Source organism: Mesotoga sp. H07.pep.5.3, assembly GCF_002752615.1.
Classification (GTDB): Bacteria; Thermotogota; Thermotogae; order Petrotogales; family Kosmotogaceae; genus Mesotoga; species Mesotoga prima.
In genome coordinates, this window is record NZ_AYTV01000012.1 from 436,463 (window position 1) to 457,959 (window position 21,497).

Consider the following 21,497-nt stretch of genomic DNA (forward strand, 5'->3'; position numbering starts at 1 on the left):
CACGCGGAGTGATAATAATTGCTGTCTCTTTTGGGGATTACGTTAGCTTTAATAATGGATCAAGTGAGTAAGTACTTCGTGGAAAACGGAATGACTTACTTTCAACGGATAGATCTGATTGGAGAGCTTTTTGGTCTCAGGTACGTTAGAAATACCGGTGTTGCATTTGGGCTTTTCAAGAATCAGGAGCCATGGTTGCTTTCATTTGTAGCCATCGGTATTGTGGTTATGATAGTTATTGTTTCTAATGCGCACTCTTCTAAACTATCCGGATGGGAATCCTTTCTCATTGGTTTGATTGTTGGCGGTGCTCTTGGAAACAATTTGATAGATAGACTGAGGCTTGGACATGTGGTTGATTTCCTTGAACTAAAGGGCTTCCCTGCGATCTTCAATTTTGCGGATTTGTGCATTGTTTTTGGCGCAGCCTTGTTAACACTCTCTGTATATCGAAGGGAGAAGCGTGCTTCAAGAGATAATAGTCTCCAGCCGTGAAGATGGCTGGAGACTTGATAAGGTAGTCGTTGAGAAAGCTCCGCCTTGGGTTTCCCGCACTTTTGTGCAACGGCAAATAAAAAATTCCAAGGTATTTGTTAACAGTAGACCCAGAAAACCATCCTATAAGGTTAAGATCGGAGAGTCAATCACTTTTGACCTTCCCGAAAAACCAAAAGTCGCGTCTGTAGAACCTGAGGCCATCCCGCTAAAGATTGTCTTTGAAGACCGCGATATCATCGTAGTTAACAAGGATCCTGGTATCATTGTTCATCCACTTCCAAGAAAGCAAACAGGTACGCTTGTAAATGCTCTTCTCTATCACTGTAAAGATCTTCAAGGAATAGGCGGTGTAACCAGACCGGGCATTGTTCACAGGCTCGATAAGGATACGAGCGGGATAATCATAGTCGCCAAGAATGACCTTGCGCATGTTTCACTTTCAAGTCAGTTCAAGAGCAGATTAACTGCTAAAGAGTATATTGCGCTCGTCAGAGGAAAGACACCACCGTTCGGAAAGATTGATTACTCAATTGCTCGGCACCCAGTCAACAGACTTAAGATGTCGGTAAATGAGAATGGCAAGGAATCCCTCACATATTTTCAAACTCTCTCGAATTTTTCAAGTATTGCTTCGTTGATAATTGTAAGGCCTAGGACAGGTAGAACACATCAAATCAGGGTGCATATGAAAGAGAAGGGCTTCCCTCTTCTCGGAGATGCGGTTTATGGAAAGGCAAGAGAAGACGAGATTTTTGGAATTAAGAGACAGATGCTTCATGCCATGAAACTAACGGTTTCTCACCCTCGGTCAGGAATAAGAATGACCTTCATAGCCAGGCTCCCAGAGGACATGAAAGAGGCTATAGTTAATCTCTCAGAACTTGAGGCGAAAAGATGAAGACTGCCTTCGTTATTACCAAGTACGAACTTCATGCTTCTGTCCTTGAAGAGATATCGACTACAGCTGAACTGAAAAAAAGGGGTTACGAAAGATGCGTGATTCTTGATTCATCACTTTCTTCCTACGCGAAGTGGCATCTTTCTCTTTCCAGATCAGGAATAGTAGCAGTACCAGGGATTAGAACTGGAAATGATTATTGGATTGCGAGAAATGAAAGGGGTTTTGAAGAACTTCTAAGAAAAGAAACGAATGATTCGGAAAACTTGATCCATATCTCCGGAAAACCCCGAAATCTAGACAATTCTTCAGGAAATCCCATTTGGGAATGTCGCTACCTTGATCATGAAAGCGAGAAATTCCGGGTATATGCGTCGTTACAGCCTGAAATTGAGATAGCTGACTATTCACTGCCAAACGACAAGAATTATCGCGAGCTTGAGCACGATCTACTTGACTTACTCTCAGAACTTCCCCGCAATTTCTCTTTGAAGAGGATTGAGCATGTTTTTCCAGTGAGAGTGTCGGCAGAATCTTTCTCTTCCTTATTGGGTAAAGCTCTTGAGGAGAAAAAAATGGGCGACGAATACTTGTCGAGGCTTAAAAGGGAGCTCTCAGTAATTCTTGCAAAGAATATTCAGGATTACTTCATGACCGTTTCCAAGATCGTCGACATCGCGAAGAGCATTGGTTGCTGGATAGGCCCGGGTAGAGGTTCGGCTGTTGGTTCACTTGTAAGTTATCTGCTTGAAATTACCCGAATCGATCCCGTTGCGGAAGACCTGTTCTTTGAGCGATTTCTTAGCTTGAAGAGAGCTGACCCACCGGATATCGACCTTGATGTTGATGACAAATCAAGACCAGTGCTGCTGAAGAAAATGTATGAATACTTTGGAAATGATCGTTTCTGTCTTATCAGGACACATTCAACTTACGGATTCAAAGGAGCAGCCCGCGAACTCGGGAAAAAATTGGGGATCAGCAAAGATAAGATCTCTAAGCTCATTGAATGGAGTAAAGATGGGAAGCGCTTTCCATATGCTTTTGAAGAAGATTTAGACATGAAGCGGTTGTTTGATATGTCAAAACTCATCGCCGGTCTCTTTTCGGGTTATTCACTTCATGCTGCCGGTGTCATACTATCCGGCATTTCTTTGAAGGGACTGATCCCCGTCGATTTCAGTGAAGATCTACCTGTTTCTCTTTGGGATATGGATTCTCTTCGAATAGTTGGTCTGCAGAAAATTGATATCTTGGGTTTGAAAAATCTCTCTCTTTTGAGGGAAATGACACAAGGTAAGGAACCCTGGGACAATCCCGCATGCGATTCAAATACCTATGAGACACTGGGAAGCGGTTATACTACCGGTATCTTTCAGCTGGAAGCACCTTACGCTACGAAAATTATTAGATCCGTCAAGCCCTCGTCACTGAGAGATCTCTCTATATGCATTGCATTAAACAGGCCAGGGCCGATTAAATCTGGAGTTACAGAGCGTTTCTTGAAGCTTTCGAGAGTTCCCTCTGAAATCGAGAAGATGAGGAAAAGAGTTCCCGTTCTTGCTGAGACGGCAGGGTTTCTCGTTTATCAGGAACAAGTCCTAAAGATCGCTTCGAGCTTACTATCTCTTGAAGCAGACGATGGGGAGCTTCTCAGAAGAGCTCTTTCGAAGAAAGATAGGGATGCCGTTGACAGGTTGTTTAAGAGCTCGCCGGGGTACAGCAGACTTCCAGATGAAAGAAGAGCGAAGTTGTTTTCGTTCCTTCTTGATTTTGCCGGTTATGCCTTCAACAAGTCTCATAGTCTGAGCTACGCTGTGATTTCCTTCTGGCTAGCATATTTCAAGTCAAACCATCCGGAGATTTTCTATCCCCTCATGCTGCGAGAATTACCAAGGACTTCTTTTGGAAGACTAGTCGCCGAAATAAGGGATAGGGGACTCAAATTAAGCATAGAAAATGGAGTTGAGGACCGTAAAATTGTATCGCTTTCTATTCCACAGCTGCTGAATAAAGGTGAACTGAAGCCAAAACCCTTTGAGGATTCCTTCTTCACGTTCGTAAGGAACAACAGATCAAAGTATCAGGCAAGAGACCTTGAGAAACTCATAAAGAGTGGCTACCTGGATTGCTATGGCAGCAGAAACGATCTTCTGAAGAAAATGAATGATGCCCTCACGGGTGTGAACCCCGAACTGAAGTCAATACGATCTGTGTTCGGTTATAAAGAAGAGCTTCAAGAGGCAAGAGAGGAAGACACCCCTGTTGAGAGAGCCATGATGGAGATTGAGACTCTTGGATTCAATGTCACGGAGATTCAGCGACCGGATATTTCATCGGAAGTGACTGACTTTGAAATAACAAGCGCCGTTGCCTCTCTGAGAACAGGGATATCACCCTACAAGAGAATCGATTATCTTGGAAAGAGTTTCGTTACTGACGGAAGGACCTTTATTCAGATAGAAAGCCACGTTCCTCTTCAAGGTTTCGTCTTGTTCAATAATGGAAATCCTATTGAAATGAAGGAGAGAATTTTAGAAGTGAACAGGATTTTTCATGGCCAGATCGATCGGTCATTCTTAGCAGTCGGCTCCAAGAGAGAAAACGTAGTTGTCAAAGTTAGGGGTACCGAAAAAATCATACCTGGGGCAAGGCCAATGGGTGTAGATGCCGATAAGATAATCTGGAGATAATTGGGGAGGAAGCAATGTATATTTATTTTGTAAGGCATGGAGAAACAGAATGGAACAATAGTAACCGCTGGCAGGGAAGGTCCGATATTCCCTTATCTGAAAAGGGAAGAAAGCAAGCTGAAATAACTGGCACATTTCTTAAAAAGCACGTTCCCAGTGTAGCGGCAATCTATTCCAGCGACTTGAAAAGGGCAAAGGAAACCGCCGAGATAATTGCTGTTTCATATGCTGAGACACCAGTTGCTAACCCGGTACTCCGCGAAGCGGATGTAGGACTCTGGAATGGCCTTGAGATAAGTGAAGCATTAAAGTGTTATGGTAATCTGATAGAGAAATGGAGGAAGGATCCATGGGCAAACATTCCGGGAACTGAACCTCTGGGGGAAGTGCAGAGAAGAGCGGCGGGTTTCATCAGATATCTCTCTGGAAATTTCCAGGGGAAACATGTGATTGTGGTTTCGCATGCCTTGTTAATCAGAACCGCAATTTGCTACGCAGCAGGCCTCCCTCTGGAAAATCACTACAGACTTTCCTTACACAACTGCTCGATTTCCACAATTAAGATTGAAGGAGCAGAAATGAGACTGCTAGAGGTCAATCTGTGGCGCCATATGGAGGAGAACTAACATATGTTACTTAGGGTGAATCTTCTTCCACGGACAATTGATGAGAGCACGGATCTCGCTGTAGTAATTGATGTTCTGAGAGCCAGTAGTACTATAACGACTGCTCTTCAACTGGGTGCAGAGAAAGTCATTCCGGTTTCTAATGTCAGACAGGCGCTGGAAGAAAGAAATAGGAATCCCGAGGTAGTTCTAGTGGGGGAGAGGGAAGCAATGAAAATACCGGGTTTTGATCTAGGGAATTCGCCAGTTGAGCTTTCTGAAAGTTTTGTGAAGGGAAAGGAAGTTGTTATGACAACTACTAATGGAACTGTAGCTGCTCTAAAATCAAGAAAAGCAAAGAGGATCACAGTTGCTTCATTCCTGAATTTGGAAAGCATTGCCAAACACATTGAAAGAGAGAAAGGAAGAGTTGAAATCCAATGCGCAGGTAGTGACGGAGAGCCTTCGCTGGAGGACACACTGCTTGCGGGGGCGCTTGTCAAACGCTTGGGAGATGTCGGTATAAACGATAGCTGTTGGATAGCCTCTTTTCTTTATGAATCGGTTAGGATCGATTTGAAAGACTTTATTTCTGAAAACGGAGTACACGCAAAAAAACTTCTGTCTCTTGGCTTTAGTGAAGATGTATCCTTTTGTGCTAAAATCAACTTGTACGATCTGGTTCCTTTGTGGCGGAACAACGGTTTCGTACGGGGGTAATTCAATGGAGTTCGTTTCTAATGCTTTTTTCATTCTAGCAATGGGCGCACTTTTTCTGTCATTGATCTTTTTTGAGATTGGGACAAAGAAGGTACGAAAGCCAAAGAGCGAAGTGAAGCCTGAAGATTATAAACCTTACGATAGGAAAGGCTGGTATTCCCTTCTGGCAGCGGGAGGGTTTCTTGGTTTGTCCTTGTTATTTGCTTTGATCTTATAAGGTCGAGGGGGTTGAAAAAATGCCTAGCAAGCTAGCAGTTGACAACGTTGTATCTAAATTGCCTGGGGTTCATAGTGCAAGAATTGTCTATGATGAAAGCGGAGAAATGGTCGAGATTCATGTACTGGCAGATATTACCAAGCCTGCAAAGCAACTGGTCAGAGATATTGAGACAGCTATTTATGCCTCAACCGGAATCAAGATCGATAGAAAGATAGTATCTATAGCACAGATATCTCTTGATTCTAACGACGAGGATGAAGCTGTAGTAAGACCTTACCAGAAGGAAGAAGTTCAAGGGTACAACTTTCAGCTAACAAGCCTTGAAACTAGGGCCACGACAAGGCGTCTTGATATTACTGTGGTTCTAGATTACGATGGCAAAGAACTTGAAGGCTCTTCGATTGTCGATGTTGGAGATGACGAGAAATATATGGCGATCGTTGAGTCGACTGTGGCTGCCATCAGAGAGGTTATACCAAGTTTCCGTATCGAGTTCATCGAAAAGCTCGAGTACGGTATGACAGAAATTGTTATGGCAGTCGGATCTTCGTTGGTAAATGGAAAGAGAAAAAGAGAGGCTGGCGCGAGACTATGCAAGAAAGACAGCCTGAATGACTTTGCTTTGGTTGTCTTAGAAATAATAAACAAGATATAGATTCTCACAAAAAAAGAATTATCTATTTCGGAGGTGCTCCAATGGATCTGTCGCGCTTTGTCTCTTCCGTAACACCATCGGCCACTCTAGAGTTCAATAAGAAGGCCCTTGAGCTTTCTAAGGCGGGAGAGAACGTTGTCAAATTCACTGCCGGTGAGCCAGATTTTCCTACTCCACGCCCCATAGTTGAGGCGGCCATTACTGCTCTCAACGAGGGAAAAACTAAATACACCAATGCTTCGGGCATAGATGAATTAAGAAAAGCAATCGCTACAAAGATGCTGAAGGAGAACGGCTTAAGCTACACTCCTGATGAAATTGTTGTGTCAAACGGTGGAAAGCAAGCAATCTATAATGTACTTAAGGCCTTGCTGAACGTGGATGACGAAGTGATAATTATCTCGCCTGCCTGGGTGAGCTACGAGGCGCAGATTCTGCTCTGCGGTGGCCATCCGGTGGTTGTTCCATCTGAGCTTGATAAAGGCTTTGTCCCAGAGATTTCGAAGATTGCAGAGGTTATAAGCGCGAGGACACGAGCCATAATAATCAATTCTCCAAACAACCCAACAGGAGCCATATATCCTGAACATTTCCTTCGAGATCTTGCGGTCTTAAGCAAGGAGCGCGACATTCTTGTTATCTCGGATGAGGTTTATGAAAAGCTGGTATATGATGCTGCACATTTTTCCATTGCTTCGATTGATGGGATGAAGGAAAGGACGGCGGTAATAAATGCCTTCTCCAAAAGCTATGCCATGACGGGTTGGAGGATAGGTTATTCGGCAACTTCACTCAGATTGGCCAAGGCTATCTCCAAGATTCAAAGTCATCTGACATCCAATGTCAATACTATCACTCAGTACGCAGCACTGAAGGCATTTGAAGTTGATACTTCTTCAATGGTTAAAGAGTTTCGAGCCAGGAGGGACTTCGTGTTTTCAAGGCTGAAAAAAATCGGTCTGAGATTTCACAAACCGGCGGGCGCTTTCTACTATTTCATTGATATAAGACCATTTCTCGGCGGGAGGTTCAAGAATTCAAACGATTTTGCGATCGCCCTCCTTGAAGAAGAAAAAGTGGGAATGGTTCCTGGAAGCGCATTCAGCTATGAAGGGTTCATAAGAATGTCCTTCTCCAGTTCTTTGGAGGAACTCGACGAAGGACTTAACAGACTGGAAAACTATCTCAGAAAACTTTAATTAGCGACCTGTCCAGTCAAGGCTCCATCTGAAGGATTTAGTCAAGAACTGAACGCTTTGAAGATCGGATCTTGAGAGATCATCCAGCATTCTATTCATTGCATCTCTGAAGGCATACTGTGTATTACCGGAGCGTATTTCCATGAGACACTCAACTGTTGCGGCAAATTGATCGGCAGCCCAAACAATTTTGCCTTCCACTGATTCAAAGGGATCCAGCATTCTGAATTTTAGCTCTTTGATAAGTTCATCTGGCATTCCGTCTAGGAGGTTCTCGGTAACCATCTGTTCTTCAACCTGAGCAATCACTTCCTCGAAGCCTGGAACCTTCTTTTTCGTCGGCGTGATTATATCACCAGTCATGCTTTCGGGAATGTCATGAAGCAGAGCGCGTTTGACAGATTCAACAGGGTTTACGCTGTTTCCTTGTTCTTCCTCAATACATGAGAGTATATATGCGATTATTGTTACGTAGAAAGAATGAGCGGCGACAGTGGTTGGGACATTCCTGTTGAGCCTGTTCCAGCGAATGGCTCTCAAAAGAACCATTAAGGCGTTTGTGTATCGGCTAAGCCAGTTGTTGCCCGTTATCAGACGATATGGATCGAATTCCTCGAAATCTTTGATCCTGGCCTCAAGGTCCTTCAGAGGTCTTTCAAAGAACTCCGGAAAGCTTCTGGCATGAAGACCGGCTTCCAGTTTGGCCGATAGAAGATCTCCAGTCTGGATAATCTTTCCTTCGACCGAATTATCCTTGGAGTGCACCATTGAAAGATAGAAGGCATCGTGTCTCTCATCAGGCAAGTATTCGATAATCTCTTCCACTGTCTTTTCAAAGACATCGTTCCACTTGTCAGGTGAAAGGGATTTTATAAGAACTTTAGTATCGACCGAGATGTCTGAAAGCAAGCATTTAGGCAGTTCTTTTAAGACGAGTCTCTGGAAGAGCTCCTTTTGGTCGATTTCGAAACCTTTCAAAATTGCCATTTCAGACATTAGCAGGCAGTACTGGGCAGAAATGAAGGCGTTTTCGGCCTCGTTGGTTCTTAGAAGAGTCGGTGTGTTGTTCCACCTGTACATTGTGAAGAGATTCGTTGCCAGTTCCAGAAGTTTCACATATCCTTGAAACACGGAAACACCTCCTGAGTACGTTCATGAATCTATGTTGTTACAATTATAATTGTTAGGCCTATCAAATAAAAGGCTTAATGATGGAAAGAGGCGGTTTTATGAATATTGAGAAGTGGATTAACAGAACCTACCCAGTTTTCGAGGAAAGTTCAACTCTTGAGGATGTCTTCAGTGTCAAAGCATTAGCAGGACTCACAAATATAATCTCCGTTGATAAAGAAGGAAGACTGTCTGGGACTGCAAGATTGGATGAGATCGATGACTTTGATCTTTCGAAAAAACTCTCTGAAATTGTTGTTGAGCCAGTTTTTTACTGCCGTGACTCCGATTTCATAGAAGATGCCGCGCTAATGCTTATTGAGAGTCATGACTATGTTCTTCCAGTAGTCAATGACGATTTTGTCGTCGTAGGGGCAATTGGTGTTTTCGAAATTTTGGAAGGTTTAATGGAATTTACTGCTATGGACAGACCCGGTGCCAGAATCTCGATAATTCTCGAGGACAAGCCGGGTGCTCTGAGAGAGGTAGTAGATTTTCTTGCAGAAAAAGAGGTTAACATTCTCTCTATTATCACTTCGACCGCAGAAAGTAAGGAATTCAAGCGAGTTGTAATAAGAACAGATGAGTCAGACATAAGCTTGATCGCTGACATTCTTGGGGAAAAGGGGATCTCTTTTGAAAGTATAAGCGAAGAGGAGGGTTTCAGTGTCTGAAACACTAAGCTATCTAATTCTAGGCGCAGTACAAGGAGCTACGGAATTTCTTCCCGTTTCGTCGTCTGGTCATCTAACAATCTTCTCCAGTTTTCTCAAAGTTCCTCTCGATTCTGAATCAAAAGCAGCATTTTTTGCGGTGCTTCATCTGGCAACTTTCTTTGCCGTTTTGTTGTTCACATTTAAAGATGTATGGGAAATACTCACAGGTCTATCTAAACCTGAAAAGAGGAAAATCTCATTCAGATTCATTGTGCTGCTTCTTGTTGCAACTATTCCTGCAGTTCTAGTTGGTTTCCTGCTAGAGGATGAAATCAAATCTCTCTTCTCTGATGTGGCATTTGCTTCGATAATGCTTTTTGCTACAGCGGCTGCTTTATTCATTTCGGATAGATTGAAGGGTGAACGTAAAATCCTTGATCTTTCAGTTGCAGGTGCGCTTTCAATAGGCATTTTCCAGGCGGCAGCAATAGCTCCTGGACTATCAAGAAGTGGCTTGACGATATTCGGGGCATTAGTTATAGGAATGATCAGAAGTGATGCAGTTAGATTCTCCTTTCTTTTGAGTCTTCCAGTTACCTTTGGTGCCGGTATTTTGGAACTCTCCAAAGTAAGTCTTCCTATATCAACCGTCCTTTTGTCATGTCTTCTTGCCTTTTCAACTGGTATTGTTGGGCTTTGGCTCCTCAAGAAACTTGTTCTGAAGCGACGTCTGAGATTCTTTGGCTTTTACTGTATAATTATAGGGATTGTAGGTCTGATTTTTCGAGGAGTGATGTGATTTGGATTTGAATCTCCTCTTTCCCGGCTCTTTAGTGTACGTGCCGGGAATGATGGATGCACCCACAAGTAGCTGTGTTTTGCTTGTGGAGGATTACAAGAAAATTCTCATCGATCCGGGTGGGTTCGCTTCGATGAAAGTATTAGAAGACGGATTAACTTCTCTGGGTCTCTCCCCAGACGATATAACCGATATATTGCTCACTCATTTTCATCTTGATCATGCTTTCAGCAGTGTTTTTTTCTCTAAGGCGACGATACATTTACATGAAAGCTTCGCCACCAGAGATTACAGTTCATTTGGTCCAATAATTGGATCTGTGTATAGTAAGATCATTGACTCCTGGAAATCTATCGAGACCTTCTCGGGTGGCGAAAGGATTTTGGGAGCAATAGATGTTCTCAGTTCGCCATATCATTCAAGAGATCATGTGTCCTTCTTTCTCCAAACGGAAAATCATGGAAGGGTTTTCATTTGTGGAGACGTCTGCGCAAGACAGATACATTATCACGAAATGCGAAAAGGAATGAGATCAGATCCAGCCGCTGCTTTCGTCTTGAAACACTTTGAGAGAGCAGATGCTGTTATTTTCTCTCATGACCTCCCGCTGTTCAAGAGGTGATTGAATGAAGGTGCTTTTTGTATCTTACGAGGTTTATCCTATAGCGAAGGTAGGTGGTCTTGCCGATGTTGCAGGATCCCTTCCGAAGTATCTTAAAGAGCTTGGAGTCGAAATTGATTTGTTAATGCCATTTCATAAGTCGATAGACAAAAATATGGCTATCAAAACGGATGAGAACATCAGTACCAGGTTCGTCAAAAGAGAGGTTTCTTTTGAGGTTTACAGAGCGAAGTTGCCGAAGAGCGACGTGAACGTTTTTTTGCTTTATAACGAAAGACTTATGGACTCAAAGGAGATCTATGGTGCATCGGATCTTGGTTTTCAGGCAATGAGCTTTTCCGATGCCGCCGCTGGATTTGCAGTTGACAAAGGCTACGATATCGTCCACCTCAACGATTGGCAAACCGCTTTGATCGCAGTATATCTTAAACAGCGTGAAGCAAAGTGCAAGACTCTTCTTTCTATTCACAATCTCGCCTATCAAGGTGTATACGGTAAGGAATATCTAGATCTGTCAGGAATCGAAAAAAGCAATCGGAACGAAATCTTTGAGGCAGGAAAAATAAACTTTCTAAAGGCAGGACTTGTTTTTTCAGATAAGCTTAGCACTGTATCTCCAACCTACGCAAAAGAAATCCAGACGAAAGAATATGGTGCCGGCCTTGAAGACATCCTTTCTAGAAGGCGGAGTGACCTGGTTGGAATCTTGAACGGGATCGATTACTACGAATATGATCCCGAAAGAGATGAACGACTTTGGGCAAACTTTTCGCAGGACAATATTGAGAGCAAGAAAATCAATAAATCTAATTTACAGCAACTTGTGGGTCTTCCGAAAAAAGATGATGCTTTGATTGGACTGATTTCACGTCTTGTAGATCAAAAGGGACTTGATTTGATTGAAGATGTCAAGGACGAGTTGATGAAGCTTCCCATTCAAATTGTAGTTTTGGGGACGGGAGAGAGCAAGTATGAAGACATGTTCAGGATACTTCAAAAGAATTATCCGGAAAAAGTGGCTGCGAGATTGACTTTTGATCTCGATCTTGCCCAAAAAATCTACGGTGGAGCAGATATGTTCTTGATGCCCTCTAGATATGAACCATGTGGACTTGGACAAATGTTTGCGATGAGATACGGGACTGTTCCAATTGTCAGATACACTGGAGGACTCGCCGACACTGTTCATGAATTTGATCCTGAAAACAATGGTAATGGCTTTGGATTCGTAGACTACGATGCGAAAAAGCTGCTTGGAGCTTTGAAGAAAGCCCTCAAAGTTTACTTTCAACCAGAACTTTGGAAGAAAGTAGTTAGAAATGCGATGAGACAGGACTTCTCATGGAGAGTCTCGGCAATAAATTACCTCTCCCTGTATAAGAAGATTCTGGAGGTTAATAACGATGCCTGAACTTAGAAAGGATCCGATAATCAAGAGGTGGGTGATTATTGCGACCGAAAGAGCTCGACGACCTCATGATTTCATAAATGCTAAAGAAAATGTTGAATCAGCCTTTTGTCCGTTTGACTATGGCAATGAACACACCACACCTCCAGAAATCATGGCGTTTAGGCCCGCAGATACTGCTAAGGACAGTCCGGGCTGGTGGGTGAGAGTTGTGCAAAACAAGTTTCCTGCATTGGATTCAAATATTGAGCCCGAGCGATTCGGTCACGGCATGTACGATGTCATAAAGGGGTTCGGGACCCACGAAGTCATCATTGAGACACCGGATCACAACGCTTCAATGGCGACCCTATCGTATGGACAGGTTAGAGAAGTAGTTTGGGCATACAAAGAACGTCTCCAGACACTCGAAAAGGACAGCAGGATAAAGTACATCTTGATATTCAAGAATCATGGAAGAGAAGCTGGCGCTTCGCTTGTCCATTCGCATAGTCAGCTCATTGCTACACCAATAGTTCCAAAAAGAGTCGCAGAAGAGATAGCTGGTGCAGCTGAGTACTACCGCTTCAGAGAGAGATGTGTATATTGTGATATGGTGAATCAAGAGACTCTTGAAGGGACACGAGTAGTTGAAGAAAACAGCGATTTCGTAGCGTTTGAACCATTCGCTGCGAGGTTCCCCTTTGAGACGTGGATTGTTCCAAAGGTTCATAGTCACAATTTTGGAGAGATATCTGCTACTCAAATCGAAAGTTTTTCGATAATTCTCAAGAATACGTTGCTAAGAATCTACAAAGCTCTAGATAATCCACCATATAATTTCATGCTGCACACAGGAATAAGAGGAATTGACGAATCGAATCACTACCACTGGCATCTGGAAATAGTACCAAGGCTTACAAGGGTTGCCGGATTTGAATGGGGATCGGGTTTCTACATAAACCCTATGCCTCCAGAGCATGCAGCCATGTATCTTCGTGAAGTCAGCACTGAGGAGGAATGAAAATGGAAACGAAAGTAAGCGATGAACTCCTTAAACATCTTGAAGGCCTTGCAAAGCTTGAACTACTTGAAGACGAGCGTATTGAACTGAAGAAGGATATTGAGGAGATACTGCAGTATATGACGCTTCTAGATGGAGTAGATCCTGACGCTGAAGAAATGGTCACTCCTGTTGAGAAGAGCCTCGAGCCTAGGGAAGACGAGTTGGTCGAGTTCAAGGAATCGAGACTCATTCGAGATCTCTTTCCCGAAACAGAGGGGAGCTATTTGAAGGTACCAAGGATTTATAAAGAAGAGAAATGAGCAATGAGCAATGAGTCTGGTAAGAGATACGAGGATCTCGCATGCGAATACTTGAAAGAAAACGGATACAGGATAATAGCAAGGAATGTTGCGTATAGATTCGGGGAAATAGATATCGTTGCTCTAGAAGGCAAGATTCTGGTGTTTGTTGAAGTAAAGGGGGGAAGCTCGTTAGTACTCCCGAGATATCGTGTAGATGAAAGGAAAATTAGGAGATTGGAATTGGCTGCCCAGAGATATATTCTGACTGAAGAGCCTAAGTTTGAGGAAGCTAGACTGGATGTCATTGAAATTCTAGAAAGCGGAGCAGTTAATCATTTTAGATCTGTTGGAAGGTGGTAGAGTGCTTAGAGGTGAACGAGCAGTTAACCAGGAGTACAAGAGATGGCTAGATAATGCATCTGATGAGATCAGAGATGAACTGAAGGATCTCACTCCTGAAGAAGTTAGAGAGAGATTTTCACTGGATCTCGAATTTGGAACAGGTGGAATGCGTGGTGTAATGGGTGCAGGTACAAATAGGATAAATTCTTACACCATCAAGCGCGCCTCTTTAGGGTTTGGGCGCTGGATTTCAGAGAATTACAGTGATCCATCTGTTGTAATAGCGTTTGATACCAGACATAAATCTGCGCAGTTTGCCCAAACGACAGCCGAGGTTCTTTCGTCCATGGGAATTAGAGTGCACGTATTCATCGAACCCATGCCGGTTCCAATACTTAGTTATGCAGTGAGAGAGTTGAAAGCTAGCGGTGGTGTCGTAATAACGGCCAGTCACAATCCACCGCAATACAACGGTTATAAGGTCTACACTTCCGATGGGACCCAGGCCGTACCCAGCTATGCAGAAGAGATAATAAAAAGAGTCGAAGCATCGGACTATTTTGAGGATATCAGTCCAAGAAGTGAACTGATAAATAGCATCCCGAATTCCCTTCTTGAGAAATACATCGACACCGTGAAAGAAAACATACTAGGACTTACTTCTGACTATGAAGAACTGAATGTTGTTTACACACCCCTACATGGGAGTGGAAACTTTCCCGTTTACAAAGCTCTTACAGTGCTCGGACACAGAGTGAGACGAGTTGAGGAGCAGGCTATACCGGATGGAGATTTCCCGACGGTGCAGAGCCCAAATCCCGAAGATCCAAGAGCCTTTTCCATGGCTCTGGATGTTGCGAGAGAGATAGGCGCAGATCTTGTAATAGCAACGGACCCCGACTGCGATAGATTGGGGATAATGGTGGCACACAATGGTGATTATGCTCCACTAAATGGAAATCAGACCGGCGCAATAATGACTTCCTTCATACTGGAGCGAATGGAAGATTCACTGCCGTCAGATCCGTTTATTGTAAAAACGATCGTCTCGACTGATCTTGTGAAGAGGATCGCATCCAAATATGGTGTTGAAGTGAAAGAGACTCTTACTGGGTTCAAGTTTATTGGAGAAATAATCGAAAAAGCTGAAATGGATGGAAAAGGGAACTATCTTTTTGGATTTGAAGAGAGCTACGGCTCGCTGTTTGGAAAACATGCAAGAGACAAAGATGCGGTCAGCGCGGCCGCACTAGCCTGCGCGATCGGCGGACACCTTAAACGCAAAGAGATGACATTGATCGACTATCTTGAAGAAATCTATAGCGAGTTTGGCTACTTCCAAGAGGCACTTGTGAACAAAGAGTATGAAGGAATTCAAGGGAAGGAAAAGATTGAGTTAATAATGACAGGACTCAGGCATATTGAGCCATCGAAGCTAAAAGACATGGCCATCAGAGGAATGAAAGATTATCTGAATGGTTATGGTAACCTTCCTCCTTCAGATGTAATATCAATGGAAATGGAGAACGACTGCAAAATAATAGTGCGACCCTCAGGAACAGAGCCGAAAATCAAGTTCTACCTTATGGCCAGGGGAGAAAATAGAGAAGAAGCAGAGAAGAAGATAGAAGAAATGAAAGAACTGGTTGAAAGGATTGCATGCTTATGAACTTCAGGTACGCGCACATTCTTTATAGGGGAGATGACTTCCTTACACCAAAAAGAGCTACTTTTGATCACAGAACAAAAACTGGTTTCATGACCACCTGGTCTACTGATCATTCAGCTGAGTTGCTTAAACATAAATATTGGAATTGCCTTAGTGCTTATGGCCTTGAGAGCGCGATGAGGCGGAAGATCACTTTCGAAAGAAAGCACAGCGACTCGAATCTACTGTACTTTAAGTATGAACTAGAAGTTCCAGAAGCTCTTGAAGGTTATTTCGATCAGACAACGTTTGAGGTCATTTCAAAGAATTTGTCGATTAGGGAAACTACCGAAGAAGTTTACAAGATGCTAAAGGACTACGAAGAAGGATCGCTTAGCTTCAATGACCAAAGGTTCTCATCATGGCTTGCCATGAAAACTGGAGAACTACAGTTGAGTGTAAACGAAAAAAAAGAGCTTGAGAAATCACTAATAAAGTATGTAGAAACCATTGTAGGTAGAATTCTTTGGGCAGTTTATAATGGAGATCTACCAAAAATGGGGAAGGACCTTTCCTCAATCGTTTATCTTTACACTGAAATGCTTGACTTGATAGCTCTAAAATGATTATGAAGAGATTCGCTGCTATAGTGTCTTATGATGGAACAGATTTTTTCGGTTTCCAGAACCAGCCGGGATTACGGACGGTTCAGGGCAAGTTTGAAGAAGCGCTTCATAGAATCCATAAATTTTGCATCTCTAGTCAAGGCGCAGGACGTACTGATACTGGTGTTCACGGGTTCGGACAGGTAATTGCCTTCGATTCTAACCTGGATCGCCTGGAAGCAACTACCATGAGAGACGCATTGAACGCAAATCTTCCATCTGACATGTATGTCAGGAAAGTACATGAAGTCGATGAGAATTTCAACCCAAGATTCGCCGCAAAGAAAAGGATATACCACTATTACATACAAACTTCAAGTGAACCGGATATTTTTAGAAGAAGATTTGTCTGGTGGTTTCCCTATTCTCTCGATATTAAATCAATGAGAAGAGCGGCAGTCAATCTCTTGGGCGAACATGATTTTGCTGCATTCAGGACCGGTAAGGACGATAGAAATCCTGTTAGAACTATTACGGCGATAAGAATAATAAGATACAAACCTTACATCATACTTATAAGGGTTGAAGGCATTTCGTTCCTAAAGAGAATGGTGAGAAACATTGTTGGAACGCTTGTAAAAGTCGGAACAGGAAGTGTTTCAGAAGAATCGGTATCTGAGTTTCTTTCTTCTCATGACAGATCAACATTACCGGGAACGGCTCCACCTCAGGGACTCGTATTTTACAAAGTTATCTTTGATGAATTCGAGACCTAGATTTGATGAACAATTGTTTGAACTAGTGCTGTCTGAAAGGAGAACAGGACCATCAATTTTACTGTGAAGCGGAAAATTCATTATTAATGGTATGATTGTTCTTAAGCCGGGCTGCAAGGTAATTTCTTTGTACCGGATTTTTGTGGGAAGACTTGAAAGGCGAGTTCGTCGGTTAAGTCCAAAAAGAAAGTGGTAGCAATCGGTAGAATTGGTACCTATACTGGAGAGCAAGATAAATCGGGTAGCTCCTCACATAATGGTTTCAATCAGCTAATGCTTGATAGTGCCGCATCTACCTTGGTCTATTTTATTGTGGGCGGAGAAAAGATCAGCCATTGGAAGGAAGGGAGATTTTATCTGGATCTACAAAATCAGAAAACTTGCGCTTGTCGATGCTCAAGAGAAGAAGGTTCACCAGCTGCAGTTTTTTACTTATTTCAACAGCTGGATCAGCGAAACTGCAAGAAGTTTTCTGGGCGACAGAAGTGAACCTTTAGTCTACTAAAGGATCCATTTGAAGCTGTTTCCGGACTGAGAGAAAAGTAATTGGTTGAGGGAGTCGCTATTTTGTATTTCCGAAATTAGCCAAAGCATTTGATCCTTGCTAATCGGTACGAAGAAAGTAAATTTGAGTATCTGCCTCATACAGCAATTAGAAACGAACTCAGTGGCGATTCTAACCGGTGGCCGAAGAGTCGAAAGTATTTTGAGAAGAATGTAAGTCATCAGATTTGAAGGGAGGGAGAACCCCGATTTTACGGTTAGGTGATCGGGAAAGGTTTGAAATCCTTATTAGTTGGTTTGTTACTGATTCTTTCTTTTTCCGGAATAATGGCCCAGGAGATCTTTGATTTCGTGCCTGAAGATGTTGGTTATTTTCTTATACTTCGAGGATTGAGATCGACAATGGAGGCTCTTAGGGATAACACAAATTTTTTTGGAGCCTATCTCGGAGATAATGGATACGGAGCCGAAAGAGCTTTTTATGGAATAATCGATGCGGCAGGATACAATGCTGAAGTCGATACCAGCTTCCTTAAGTCTGCGTTGAACAATGACATACTACTTGCCGGGGAAGGAATCGATCTTTCACTTGACGACCTGTTGATGTTCGATCCTTTTTACCTTCTTGAGAAATTAAAGCTTACTGAGAACAGAGTTTTCATGGCTTGGAGAACGGACAGTTCCTTCGAATTGTTGAAGGCGGTGGCGGCCCTTCTTGATATGGCGATATTTGTTCAGCCCGGCGAAAGCGTCAATGAACTCAGAAGCAACACTGGAACGCTTTTCTATAATGCCGGCGACGATTACCTGATAATCGGTGGAAACAAAGATGCAGTTACACTTGCCCTGAAAACCTATGAAGGTGAAGGAAAAAGGCTTCTAGAATCTAACGGCAAAGGAAGGGAAGTTGCTGAAATGAGCTATGATTACGCTTTGGCCGGTTACATTGATGGAGACCGTTTTCATCTAGATCTGGGGCTGGAATCGACTTTCTCGATTGAAAGCACTATCTTATTTGCTAGGCCAGAAGGACACACATTAACCGCAACAATAGTTCAGGATACTGTTTTTCTCAGCAGTGAAGATCTTCAAAAGATGCTCTCTGTTACTGACACAAAAGAACTGGAGGCCTCTAAAGAGACTTTTGGGGATTACACCGTATTCTTTCCGTCTTCATCCGTTGAAACTCTGAGAAAGGAGCTTGCGCACTGGTTTGAACTTGATTTAGAGCCCTATAGAGAGCTCGCTGATTTTGTTGTACTTCTTTCTAAGGAGAGTATAGGAAACGCAAGAATATATGGAGATCTCGTTTCAGAAACACCCAGAGTGACAGCCGTATTTACGAACAAAAGTTCAGACACTGAGAAATTCGAGAATTCTTTGAAAGAGTGGGGTGCTTTGCAGTCAGCACATAAGGACAGTAGGATCTACGAGCTTGAGAACGATTTTGACACAATTTACTTTATTTTTTCCAACGAAACTACCGTGTTGACTTCCCTTTCGCCCGATGAATACTACAGATTGCTTTCCGATGCAGAAAGTCTCAGTGATAACATTAGCTACGAGTTTGTACGAAATCTTGGCCTGGAAAAAGACATAGCACATGCTTTCATCGACATGAAAAAAGTCTTCAAGTCTTTGATGGGAGTTTCCGTAGACAGTGCTCTGTTCTACCAGCAGACATTTGATGAAAACGGCAATATGATTCACGCTCTCCGCTTCTATTGAGGTGATTTAATGGGATTGTTATCCAAAATATTTGACAAGAATAATATGCTTCTCAAAAAGTACTCCAGGGTGGTTGAAAGCATAAACAGCTTGGAAAAAACCGTGAGTAGGTATGAAAAGGTTGACTTTCAAAAAAAGACAGAGGAGTTCAAAGCTAGAGTCTCCGAGGGCGAAACATTAGATTCATTTCTTCCGGAAGCCTTTGCGCTGGCTAGAGAAGCTGCTAAGAGAACGGTCGGCATGCGGCCATTCGATGTGCAACTAATGGGAGCTCTCGCGCTTGACGAAGGTAAAATTGCTGAGATGAAGACCGGAGAGGGAAAGACACTGGTGGCAACTATGCCTCTCTATCTTAATGCCTTGTCTGGAAGGGGCTGCCATCTAGCAACCGTGAATGACTATCTAGCAAAGAGAGATGCTGGTTGGATGGGGCCGGTTTATGAGTATCTTGGGTTGAAAGCTGGATTCATTCAGGCAGCGATGGAACCTTCTCAAAGAAAAGAGGCGTACGGTTGCGACATAACATATGGTACTGCTAACGAATTCGGATTCGACTATCTTAGAGACAATCTTGTGTATTCCCTGGAGAACAAGGTTCAGAGGGGACACAACTATGTAATAGTTGACGAGGCCGATTCAATCCTGATAGACGAAGCAAGAACGCCCCTCATTATTTCCGGCCCCGCTCAAGACTCATCCAATCTCTATAGGCAGTTTGCATTTTTTGCCAAACGTTTTGTTGCGGAAAAGGACTTTGTTGTTGATGAAAAAGACAGAACAGTAACTCTCACAGAAGAGGGAATAGCAAAGGCTGAGAAACTGCTGCAGATCGACAATCTTTATGATCCAAGCAATTACGACTACATTTTCCATCTGTTGAATGCTTTGAAAGCAATGAATCTATATAAAAGGGAAGTCGACTACCTGGTAACTCAGGAGGGAGAAGTCGTAATTGTTGATGAATTCACTGGAAGGTTGTTGCCGGGAAGAAGGTATTCCGAGGGTTTGCATCAGGCAATAGAGGCCAAAGAAAATGTGCAAATTAGACAAGAATCGGTGACGTTTGCCACAATAACCTTTCAGAACTACTTCAAGCTGTATTCGAAGGTGTCTGGAATGACCGGTACTGCCGCAACTGAAGAATCTGAGTTCATCTCCATGTACAACACACCAGTTGCGATCATTCCTACAAACAAGAAGGTAATTCGAGAGGACAAAGAGGATTCGATTTATAAAACAAGAGAAGAAAAGAATGAGGCAATTATCAATGAGATCGCTGAACGTTATGAAAAAGGACAGCCCGTTCTCGTTGGTACTACTTCGATAGAGAAGAGCGAGTTCTTGAGCAAGCTGCTGCAAAAAAAGGGCGTACCCCACGAAGTTTTGAATGCCAAGTATCATGAAAGAGAAGCAGAGATTGTTGCAAAGGCCGGTGAGCGAAAGACAGTTACAATTGCAACAAACATGGCGGGAAGAGGAACGGATATTAAGCTTGGTGAGGGAGTAGTAGATCTTGGCGGGCTTTATGTTCTAGGTACCGAGAGGCACGAGAGCAGGAGAATTGACAACCAACTTGTAGGAAGATCGGGCAGACAGGGGGATCCAGGGGAATCAAAATTCTTCCTTTCAACTGAAGACGATCTCTTGCGCCTTTTCGGTGGCGAACGCATGCAGTCGATTATGAATACACTAAAGATTGAAAAGGGACAACCAATCGAACACCCGCTCCTAAGCAGGATAATTTCATCTGCGCAGAAGAAGATCGAAGGAATGCATTTTGAAATAAGAAAGAGACTTTACGAGCTGGATTCTGTTATTGACCAGCAGAGAAGCGCAATATATGCTCATAGAAATTGGGTACTCAAAGGTGAGGAAATCGACTCTAATGTATTAGAAATTATCGAAGATGTTGTAGAAAGAAGATTGTCGGGTCTCGATCGTCTCCCTTCTTTTGATGAAATAAAGGTTTCTTTTGGCTTCTTGCCGGCAGGCGACATTGAGAGTCTTAAAAACCTTAAGAGTGTGGAAGATCTTAGGAGCAAAACCCTTTCAGTGCTTCACGATATTTATGAGGAAAAGAAGTCTGCTTTCGGTGATGAGTTTCCTCAGGTCATCAAGTACATTATGCTACGGATGATTGATGAAAGATGGCGAAGGCATCTAGAAGCTATAGAGCACCTAAAAGACTCCGTGGGTCTAAGGGCTTATGGTCAGAAGGATCCTGTGTTAGAATTCAAAAAGGAATCTTTCATACTATTCCAGCAGTTGACCGATTCTCTATACGATGATATAGCAAGCGCCATCGTAAGAATTGTAAGAGTCGACAGCGATAAGGCTAAGCAGAACGCCGATAAGGAATTTAAGAGTCTGCAGGCTGTTCATTCTGATTTCAGCGGAGGCGATAAGAAGAAAGAAGTTGCCGGAAAAAAGAAGGGTACTAAGAGATTCAAAGTTAAGCGTTGAA

At 43.0% G+C, this 21,497-nt stretch carries 21 protein-coding genes; 20 read left to right on the plus strand and 1 reads right to left on the minus strand.

Features of this window, described 5'->3' with window-relative positions:
• The first annotated feature begins 18 nt into the window (after positions 1-18).
• Genes lspA through aspC form a run of 8 tightly spaced genes read left to right on the plus strand, consistent with a single transcriptional unit; the run spans position 19 to position 7,488 of the window.
• The gene (gene lspA, locus V513_RS05735) at positions 19-495 is read left to right on the plus strand and encodes a signal peptidase II (RefSeq protein WP_014730439.1); all 477 of its coding nucleotides are present in this window, start codon (positions 19-21) and stop codon (positions 493-495) included.
• A complete protein-coding gene (locus V513_RS05740) occupies positions 464-1,396 on the plus strand; it encodes an RluA family pseudouridine synthase (RefSeq protein ID WP_014730440.1) in 933 nt (310 codons plus the stop codon). The genes lspA and V513_RS05740 overlap by 32 nt, the downstream gene beginning before the upstream one ends.
• Positions 1,393-4,089, plus strand: coding sequence for a DNA polymerase III subunit alpha (locus V513_RS05745; protein ID WP_099772004.1), 2,697 nt, complete (start codon positions 1,393-1,395; stop codon positions 4,087-4,089). Before V513_RS05740 ends, V513_RS05745 begins: the two co-directional genes overlap by 4 nt.
• A gap of 14 nt (positions 4,090-4,103) precedes the next feature.
• On the plus strand, positions 4,104-4,715 hold the full coding sequence (locus V513_RS05750) for a histidine phosphatase family protein (protein WP_014730442.1): 612 nt from the start codon (positions 4,104-4,106) through the stop codon (positions 4,713-4,715).
• Positions 4,716-4,718: 3 nt separating this feature from the next.
• Complete coding sequence (locus V513_RS05755) at positions 4,719-5,414, plus strand: 2-phosphosulfolactate phosphatase (protein ID WP_014730443.1); 696 nt, start codon at positions 4,719-4,721, stop codon at positions 5,412-5,414.
• Between the two features lie 4 nt (positions 5,415-5,418).
• Positions 5,419-5,631, plus strand: a complete 213-nt coding sequence (locus tag V513_RS05760; RefSeq protein WP_006492310.1) for a hypothetical protein — start codon at positions 5,419-5,421, stop codon at positions 5,629-5,631.
• A 19-nt stretch (positions 5,632-5,650) separates the two neighbouring features.
• Entirely contained in the window at positions 5,651-6,289 is a 639-nt protein-coding gene (locus tag V513_RS05765) for a hypothetical protein (RefSeq protein WP_014730444.1), read from the plus strand.
• Between the two features lie 41 nt (positions 6,290-6,330).
• The gene (gene aspC / locus V513_RS05770; protein WP_099772005.1) at positions 6,331-7,488 is read left to right on the plus strand and encodes an aspartate aminotransferase; all 1,158 of its coding nucleotides are present in this window, start codon (positions 6,331-6,333) and stop codon (positions 7,486-7,488) included.
• On the opposite strand, the gene V513_RS05775 is transcribed toward aspC, so the two are convergent.
• Positions 7,489-8,619, minus strand: coding sequence for an HD domain-containing protein (locus tag V513_RS05775; protein WP_014730446.1), 1,131 nt, complete (start codon positions 8,617-8,619; stop codon positions 7,489-7,491).
• Between the two features lie 98 nt (positions 8,620-8,717).
• Here V513_RS05775 and V513_RS05780 point away from each other — a divergent pair, with 98 nt between their 5' ends.
• The 12 genes from V513_RS05780 (at position 8,718) to secA (ending at position 21,496) form a co-directional block, all read left to right on the plus strand.
• A complete protein-coding gene (locus V513_RS05780) occupies positions 8,718-9,332 on the plus strand; it encodes an ACT domain-containing protein (RefSeq protein WP_099772288.1) in 615 nt (204 codons plus the stop codon).
• Positions 9,325-10,113, plus strand: coding sequence for an undecaprenyl-diphosphate phosphatase (locus V513_RS05785; RefSeq protein ID WP_099772006.1), 789 nt, complete (start codon positions 9,325-9,327; stop codon positions 10,111-10,113). The genes V513_RS05780 and V513_RS05785 overlap by 8 nt, the downstream gene beginning before the upstream one ends.
• A gap of 1 nt (position 10,114) precedes the next feature.
• Positions 10,115-10,735 (plus strand): MBL fold metallo-hydrolase, encoded by a 621-nt coding sequence (locus V513_RS05790; protein WP_099772007.1) that lies wholly within the window; start codon positions 10,115-10,117, stop codon positions 10,733-10,735.
• 4 nt (positions 10,736-10,739) lie between these two features.
• Entirely contained in the window at positions 10,740-12,146 is a 1,407-nt protein-coding gene (locus V513_RS05795) for a glycogen synthase (RefSeq protein ID WP_099772008.1), read from the plus strand.
• Positions 12,139-13,146, plus strand: coding sequence for a galactose-1-phosphate uridylyltransferase (gene galT / locus V513_RS05800; protein ID WP_014730451.1), 1,008 nt, complete (start codon positions 12,139-12,141; stop codon positions 13,144-13,146). Before V513_RS05795 ends, galT begins: the two co-directional genes overlap by 8 nt.
• 2 nt (positions 13,147-13,148) lie before the next feature.
• Positions 13,149-13,448, plus strand: a complete 300-nt coding sequence (gatC, locus tag V513_RS05805; protein ID WP_014730452.1) for an Asp-tRNA(Asn)/Glu-tRNA(Gln) amidotransferase subunit GatC — start codon at positions 13,149-13,151, stop codon at positions 13,446-13,448.
• A gap of 3 nt (positions 13,449-13,451) precedes the next feature.
• The gene (locus tag V513_RS05810; protein WP_099772009.1) at positions 13,452-13,790 is read left to right on the plus strand and encodes a YraN family protein; all 339 of its coding nucleotides are present in this window, start codon (positions 13,452-13,454) and stop codon (positions 13,788-13,790) included.
• 1 nt (position 13,791) lies between these two features.
• Positions 13,792-15,441, plus strand: a complete 1,650-nt coding sequence (locus V513_RS05815; protein ID WP_099772010.1) for a phospho-sugar mutase — start codon at positions 13,792-13,794, stop codon at positions 15,439-15,441.
• Between the two features lie 176 nt (positions 15,442-15,617).
• Positions 15,618-16,046, plus strand: a complete 429-nt coding sequence (locus tag V513_RS05820) for a hypothetical protein (protein ID WP_236609202.1) — start codon at positions 15,618-15,620, stop codon at positions 16,044-16,046.
• Positions 16,047-16,048: 2 nt separating this feature from the next.
• Positions 16,049-16,801 carry a tRNA pseudouridine(38-40) synthase TruA gene (gene truA / locus V513_RS05825; protein WP_180274846.1) on the plus strand — a complete coding sequence of 251 codons (753 nt, stop codon included), beginning with the start codon at positions 16,049-16,051 and terminating at the stop codon, positions 16,799-16,801.
• A 780-nt stretch (positions 16,802-17,581) separates the two neighbouring features.
• Positions 17,582-19,033 carry a hypothetical protein gene (locus V513_RS05835; protein ID WP_099772289.1) on the plus strand — a complete coding sequence of 484 codons (1,452 nt, stop codon included), beginning with the start codon at positions 17,582-17,584 and terminating at the stop codon, positions 19,031-19,033.
• Between the two features lie 9 nt (positions 19,034-19,042).
• On the plus strand, positions 19,043-21,496 hold the full coding sequence (gene secA, locus V513_RS05840) for a preprotein translocase subunit SecA (RefSeq protein ID WP_099772014.1): 2,454 nt from the start codon (positions 19,043-19,045) through the stop codon (positions 21,494-21,496).
• Position 21,497 lies beyond the last annotated feature (1 nt).